This is a genomic window from Bradyrhizobium sp. i1.15.2 (genome assembly GCF_040548425.1).
Lineage (GTDB): Bacteria > Pseudomonadota > Alphaproteobacteria > Rhizobiales > Xanthobacteraceae > Bradyrhizobium > Bradyrhizobium canariense.
In genome coordinates, this window is record NZ_JBEPRQ010000001.1 from 1,027,005 (window position 1) to 1,033,501 (window position 6,497).

At 67.1% G+C, this 6,497-nt stretch carries 5 protein-coding genes and 1 tRNA gene; 4 read left to right on the top strand and 2 right to left on the bottom strand.

The genetic code is table 11. The annotated features are described in order from the left end of the window. Positions 1 to 2: 2 nt before the first annotated feature. Together ABIB80_RS04815 and tsaD are read right to left on the bottom strand one after the other, a co-directional pair. The gene (locus ABIB80_RS04815) at positions 3 to 983 is read right to left on the bottom strand and encodes an NAD(P)H-dependent glycerol-3-phosphate dehydrogenase (RefSeq protein ID WP_354127097.1); all 981 of its coding nucleotides are present in this window, start codon (positions 981 to 983) and stop codon (positions 3 to 5) included. Positions 984 to 985: 2 nt separating this feature from the next. Further along, on the bottom strand, positions 986 to 2,059 hold the full coding sequence (gene tsaD / locus ABIB80_RS04820) for a tRNA (adenosine(37)-N6)-threonylcarbamoyltransferase complex transferase subunit TsaD (protein ID WP_007598688.1): 1,074 nt from the start codon (positions 2,057 to 2,059) through the stop codon (positions 986 to 988). A 165-nt stretch (positions 2,060 to 2,224) separates the two neighbouring features. Between tsaD and ABIB80_RS04825 the strand changes: the two genes are divergently transcribed. The 4 genes from ABIB80_RS04825 to ABIB80_RS04840 all read left to right on the top strand — a co-directional run bounded on the left by ABIB80_RS04825 (position 2,225) and on the right by ABIB80_RS04840 (position 6,294). Further along, entirely contained in the window at positions 2,225 to 2,971 is a 747-nt protein-coding gene (locus ABIB80_RS04825; protein ID WP_007598689.1) for a uroporphyrinogen-III synthase, read from the top strand. Between the two features lie 69 nt (positions 2,972 to 3,040). Next, complete coding sequence (locus tag ABIB80_RS04830) at positions 3,041 to 4,282, top strand: COG4223 family protein (protein ID WP_007598690.1); 1,242 nt, start codon at positions 3,041 to 3,043, stop codon at positions 4,280 to 4,282. Between the two features lie 36 nt (positions 4,283 to 4,318). After that, entirely contained in the window at positions 4,319 to 6,118 is a 1,800-nt protein-coding gene (locus ABIB80_RS04835) for a heme biosynthesis protein HemY (protein WP_007598691.1), read from the top strand. Between the two features lie 100 nt (positions 6,119 to 6,218). Further along, positions 6,219 to 6,294: transfer RNA gene (locus tag ABIB80_RS04840), tRNA-Thr, on the top strand. Positions 6,295 to 6,497 lie beyond the last annotated feature (203 nt).

Here is a 6,497-nt window from a genome sequence, read left to right on the forward strand (position 1 = left end):
GTTCATTCCTCTGCCTTGAAAGGTCGCGTCATGAGCCCCGAGATCGCGGCGTCGATCGTGCTTCTGCCGGTCAGGATCGATGCGACGGCTTCCGATACTGGCATTTCGATGTTTTGCGAAGCCGCGAGCTCGATCAGGACCGGCGCGGTGAATTCGCCTTCGGCAAGCTTGGCGGCGGGCGGCTGATCGCCGCGGCCAAGCGCCAGGCCGAGCGCGAAATTGCGCGATTGTGGGCTCGAGCAGGTCAGGATCAGATCGCCGAGGCCAGACAAGCCCGTGAGTGTTTCGCTGCGTGCGCCGAGCGCGCGGCCGAGGCGTGTCAGCTCGGCAAAGGCGCGGGTGGTGAGGGCGGCCTGGGCGGAAGCGCCGAGCTTGCGCCCGACCGCGATGCCGACCGCGATCGCCAGCACGTTCTTGGCGGCGCCGCCGATCTCGACGCCGCGGACATCGGTGGAGTGATAGGGCCGGAAGGTCGTCGAGCCCAGCGCCTGCACCAGGCTGTTGGCCAGCGCTTCGTCCCTCGCCGCCAGCGTGACCGCGGTCGGCAGACCACGCGCGACATCGTCGGCAAAGCTCGGGCCCGACAGGATCGCCGGCTGCGCGTGGGACGCGGCCTCGGCGATCACGTCGGTCATGAATTTATGGGTGCCGTGCTCGATGCCCTTGGCGCAGGCAATGATCGGCACCGGCTTTTCCAGGTGCAAGGCGAGCATGTTGACAGCACCGCGCAGATGCTGCGCGGGCACCGCGATCAGCAGCATGTCCGCCTGCGCGGCGAGGGCCAGATCGCTCGTCACGACGATATCCGGAGCAAGCCGCACGCCCGGCAGCCGCGGATTGTCGCGGCTCAATGCGATTCGCGTCGCGTGCTCGGGATTGCGCGCCCACAGCGTCACGTTCCGTCCGGCCCGAGCCGCCACCATCGCCAGCGCCGTGCCCCAGGCGCCGGCTCCAATCACCGCAATCGATTGGAACGCTGTCATTGCTAGAATCCCGCGCGCGTCTTGCCGTATCCGGCCGGTGCCGTCGCGTTCGCATCGAGCAGCCAGCGCGCGCGAGGCTGTGCTTCCATCGTGTCGGTCATGCCGAGTGCGAGACGTTCGGCGCCGGCCCAAGCGATCATTGCACCATTGTCGGTGCAGAGCGCCGGCGGCGGCATGATCAATTGTGTTCCGGCTTTCCTCGCAACGTCATGCAGCGCGTCGCGGATCGCCTGATTGGCGGCGACGCCGCCGGCCGCCACAAGCGCGCGCGGTGCGCCGAACTGCTCGCGGAAAAGTTTGAGACCTACGCTCAACCGGTCGGCGGTGGAATCGAGCACGGCAGCCTGGAAGCTCGCGCAGAGATCGTTGACGTCCTGCGGTGTGATCTCGGCCAACCGGCTTGCTTCGTTGCGCACCGCCGTCTTCAATCCCGATAGCGAGAAGTTGGCGTCGGGGCGTCCCTGCAACGGCCGCGGAAACGCAAATCGCGCGGGATCGCCGCTCTTCGCCGCGCGCTCGACCTGCGGTCCGCCCGGATAGGGCAGTCCCAGCATCTTCGCGACCTTGTCGAAGGCCTCGCCGATCGCATCGTCGACGGTGGTGCCGAGCCGCACATACTGGCCGACGCCGGTGACGGCGACGATCTGGGTATGGCCGCCCGAGGCGAGAAACAGGCAATAGGGAAATTCGAGTGCGTCGGTCAGGCGCGGCGTCAGCGCATGCGCCTCCAGATGGTTCACCGCGACCAGCGGCGTGGCGTGCACCATCGCGATCGCCTTCGCGGTGGTGAGCCCGACGATGACACCACCGATCAGTCCTGGGCCCGCGGCGGCCGCGACACCGTCGAGCTGGGCGAAGTCGATGCCGGCCTCGTGCATGGCGCGGTCGATGATGCCGTCGAGCAGGTCGACATGGGCGCGGGCCGCGATCTCCGGTACCACGCCGCCGAAACGGGCATGCTCCTCGACCTGCGACCACACGATATTCGACAGGATCTTGCCTGCGCCGTCAGGCGCACGCTCGATCACCGCCGCGGCGGTCTCGTCGCAGGTGGTTTCGATGCCCAGTACCAGCATTGGCGAATTGTTATCCAATTTGCGCCCTTCTCACCCCCCCTTGCGCTCATCCGCAAAGCAGAGTTCTGGTACGTCCGGTAGCATTCCGGGGTCGGCCAACGCAATCGTCACGCGCGGCCGTTCCTCGTGAAAGCGCCACCGCCACGTGGTTCGGGAACACAAGCGATGTCCATTCTTGTCACACGGCCGCATCCCGACAATGAGGCGACGTCGGAAAATCTGCGTGCACGGGGTCATGTGGTGCTGCTCGCGCCGGTGCTCAAGTTCGAACCGGTCGCCTTCCATGCCGAGAGTGAAACGAGCTACAGCGCCGTCATCGTCACGTCGGCCAATGCGATCCGTGCCGTCGCGCCGCGATTGCAGGACCTTGGTCTCCTGGAGCTGCCGCTGTTTGCCGTCGGCGAGCACACGGCCGCCGCCGCGCGCGATGCCGGCTTTGCCGAGGTGATCGTCGCCGGCGGCGACGGTACTGCCCTGCGCGACAAGGTGATGCAGAGCGCGCGCGACAAGCGGCTGAAGAAAAAGGGCACGTTGCTCTATCTCGCGGGCGCGGATCTGTCGCGCGACCTCGGAGGCGAGCTGAGCGCCGAAGGCTTCAACGTCGTCACGCACACGACCTATCGCATGGCGCCGGTCAAGCTGTTGCCGCGCGATGTCTGTGAGGGCTTTGCCGCCCATGGGATCAGGGCGGTGCTGCACTACTCCCGGCGCAGTGCGCGGGCTTTCCTGGAGGCCGCGCGGGGCGAAGGCGTCGAAATCTCGGCTCTGGCGATCCCGCAATGCTGCCTGTCCGAGGCCGTCGCCGGCGTGCTGCGCGAGGCCGGTGCCTCGCAGGTTCTGGTGGCGGCGACGCCGGACGAAAATGCCTTATTTGACACCTTGGAGCGTGCTTTGCGCACCCGTTTGGCGTAAGAGGTCGGGCCGAATCCGACGCAATCGGGTCCGTTCGTTCAGGGCAGGTAAGTGTGAGGAACCGTCACGATGGCCGACGACAAGCCTGAAGACGCAGGATTGGCTCCCGAGTCCGGCCGCGCCAAGCGCATCCCGCCCACCATCGACCTCGAGGCGACGGAAGTCTCGACCCAGCCGCAGGAGGTGGCGGGCGAGCCTGAGGCAGCGACCCAACAGGCCGCGCATGAGCTGGCCAAGTCCGAAGAGGACAAGTCTGAAGAAGCCAAGTCCGAAGAAGCTAATGCCGAGCCGCAGCCCGAACCTGCCGCGGAGGAGTCTTCCGTTGCGTCCGCATCGGTATCGCCGTCGATTTCGCCTTGGGTTATCGCGCCGTTCTCCGGCGCTGTCGCAGCCGCAATTGTGATCGCGGTCGGCTGGATACTGGGCTGGCCCGCGGTGCAGGCACCGCCGGCTGCTCCGCAAGTGACGGGCGCAGCCGTCGACGCGCTAAGCGGACGCATTGCCGCGGTCGAAGCCAAGGCGGGCAAGCCTGCCGCCGATCCGGCCATGGTGGCGCGGATCGATGCGCTGGAGAAATCCGCAACGAGCCTGCGCAGCGAGATTGCCAATCTGCGCGCACAATCCGACAAGACTGCGAGCGCCCTGAACGACGCGACATCGGCGCCGCGCGCTGCCGCGCCCGATCTTGCCGCTCTCAACGACCGCCTCGCTCAGCTCGAACGTGCCAGCAAGACCGAACGTGCGGAACTCGCACAGCAAAGCGAGAAGATCGCCGACGCGAAAACGATGGACGACAAGCCGCTGCGCCATGTGGTGGCGGCGGCCCTGCTCGACGTCGCCGTTCGCCACGGCGATGCCTTCGAGTCGCAGCTCGCCGCCGCGCGGTCGCTGGCAGCAAAGCCAGATATGCTGAAGCCGCTCGACACCTTTGCATCGTCAGGCATTCCGACGCCGGTCGCATTGAGTCGCGAGCTCCTCAACATCGTGCCAAAATTGTCGCCGCCGGCGGAAGCTCCGGCCAGCGGCACCGGCATCGTCGAGCGCCTTCAGGCAGGGGCGTCAAAACTCGTCCGCATCGAGCGTACCGACGGGGTCGGCAACGATCGCGGCGCCATCGTCGCGCGGGTGACGGCGGCTGCGTTGCGCAACGATTTCGTCGAGGCACGGCGCGAGTTGAAGACGCTGCCCGAGGCCGATCGTGCACCGGCGCAAGCCTGGCTCGACAAGGCCGATGCCCGTGACGCCGCGCTCGCAGCCTCACGCAAATTCGCCGACGCCGCCATGGCGGATCTCGTCAAGCCTGGTCAATAAAGGTTCGCGCAACAATCAGCGCGTATAGGGATCGTCATGCTTCGCATCGTCCTCTTCCTCGTCCTGATCGCGCTGGCGGCGGCTGGCGCGGCCTGGGTCGCCGATCAGCCTGGCGACCTCGTCCTGACCGCGGGCGCCTTCCGCGCCACAACGACGCTTCCCCGATTCGTATTCTTGCTTGGCCTCTTTGCCGCGGCAGTCGTGCTGGTCTGGAGCCTGCTGACGATGGCCTGGCGCGCTCCGGGGCGTCTGCGCCGCCGTCGTCACGAAAAGCGCCATGCTCGCGGCCGCCACGCCATCACCCACGGCCTGCTTGCGATCGGCCATGGCGACACCGCGCTTGCTCGTCGCCACGCCGATACCGCGCGGCGGCTGGCCGCAAACGATCCGCTCGCGCTTCTCCTGCATGCGCAATCCGCGCAGCTCGAGGGCAATCGCGACGAGGCCCAGCGCGTCTTCCGTGCCATGGCCGAGCGCGAGGACACGCGCCTGCTCGGTCTGCGCGGCCTGTTCATCGAGGCGCAGCGCGCCGACGATGCGGTCGGCGCCGTGATGATCGCCGAGGAAGCGATCAAGCTGTCGCCGTCCTCGACTTGGGCCTCGCAGGCGGTGCTCGGCTTCCGCTGTGCGCGCGGTGACTGGAGCGGCGCGCTCGCGATCCTCGATTCGAATCTGTCCGCGGGCCTGATTGACAAGCAGGCCTATCGCCGCCAACGCGGCGTGCTGCTCGCCGCCCGCGCGCTGGAATTGGAAACGATGGACCGCGACGTCGCGCGCGAGAGCGTGATGCAGGCGGTCAAGCTCGCGCCGACCCTGGTTCCGGCCGCGGTGCTCGCTGCAAAATTCGAAAGCGAGGCGCATCAGGTGCGCCGCGCCATGAAGCTGGTGGAAACTGCCTGGCTCGCTAATCCGCATCCTGATCTCGCGGATGCCTATGCGCATGTGAAGCTCGGCGATTCCGCGCGGCAGCGCTTGCAGCGGGTCGAGACGCTCGCCGCCAAGATTCCTGCCGACAAGACTGGTTATGTCGAGGGCCAGCTGGCGATCGCGCGCGCCGCGATCGATGCGTCCGAGTTCGCCCGTGCGCGCGCGGTGCTGGCGCCTTACGTCAACGATCCGACCCAGCGCGTGGCGCTGCTGATGGCGGAGATCGAGCGCACGGAGCATGGTGACGGCGGCCGGGCCCGCGCCTGGACTTTGCGCGCGGTGCGCGCCCGCCATGATCCAGCCTGGACCGCGGACGGTTATGTCAGCGATCGCTGGCGTCCGGTTTCCCCGGTCACCGGTCGCCTCGACGCGTTCCAGTGGCAAACGCCGGTCGCCAGTCTTCCTTCCGACAGGGGCGCGATGATCGAATCCTCAGCCTTCGAGGAAGCCATGCTGGCGGCTCCGCCGCCGAAGCGGGTGACGGCGGCCCCGAGCGAAAGCCCGGCGGAACCGGCTGTCATGGCGCCGGATCCGGTGCCTGCTGCGCAGGACAATTCGCCGCCTCTTGAAGCCAAGGAGGACGCCAAGGAAACCACCGAGGAAACTGCCAACGAAGCGGCAAAGGGAGAGCCGGCCGTCACGCCAGCCGAGCCGGTCAAACCGGCCCCTGAGATCGCCGAATCATCGCCGGTAGCCGCGACGCCGGTGTTCCGGACCCGCGCCGACCTTGGCAAGCCCACGCAAGCACCTATTCCCGCCGTCATCCCGATCGTCCGCGCCCCGGATGATCCCGGGATCGACGACGAGGGCCCGAGCGATGAATTTACGGAACAAATCGGCACGCCCAGGGACCATGCAAAGGCCCAGGCCGGCGGCTGGCGCGGATTCTGGTCCCGCTGGGGCGGGTGAGCGGCATTTGGGAGCCGGCTCCACCTTGCCAATTCGGGCCATGCCCGATATCAGGAGCGCGCGTAACGGGACCGGCCTCGCGCGGGCCCCGGCATGGTTCGCCGCAATAGCTCAGTTGGTAGAGCACGTCATTCGTAATGACGGGGTCGGGGGTTCGAATCCCTCTTGCGGCACCAGCGCCCCAGTGTCCAGACCGGAGACATAGGTAACAGGTCGTACCTAAGACATGGGTGACAACCTCGTGCCGAACGGGTTGTCGAGGGGTTTCAAAGTCGTTTACTCCAAAAGTCGATCCAGTTTGAGGCCGCTGGTCAGCGATCTGCTGTGTTCCGGCGAGACGCATCCATGGCCTGGCCATTGTTGCTTGGCTCGCGCTGTC

Excerpts from the sequence above, each read along its gene's own strand:
- ABIB80_RS04830 (WP_007598690.1), top strand. The coding sequence starts at position 3,041 with ATGGCCGACGACAAGCCTGAAGACGCAGGATTGGCTCCCGAGTCCGGC.
- ABIB80_RS04825 (WP_007598689.1), top strand. The coding sequence starts at position 2,225 with ATGTCCATTCTTGTCACACGGCCGCATCCCGACAATGAGGCGACGTCG.
- ABIB80_RS04815 (WP_354127097.1), bottom strand. The coding sequence starts at position 983 with ATGACAGCGTTCCAATCGATTGCGGTGATTGGAGCCGGCGCCTGGGGC.
- ABIB80_RS04835 (WP_007598691.1), top strand. The coding sequence starts at position 4,319 with ATGCTTCGCATCGTCCTCTTCCTCGTCCTGATCGCGCTGGCGGCGGCT.
- tsaD (WP_007598688.1), bottom strand. The coding sequence starts at position 2,059 with ATGCTGGTACTGGGCATCGAAACCACCTGCGACGAGACCGCCGCGGCG.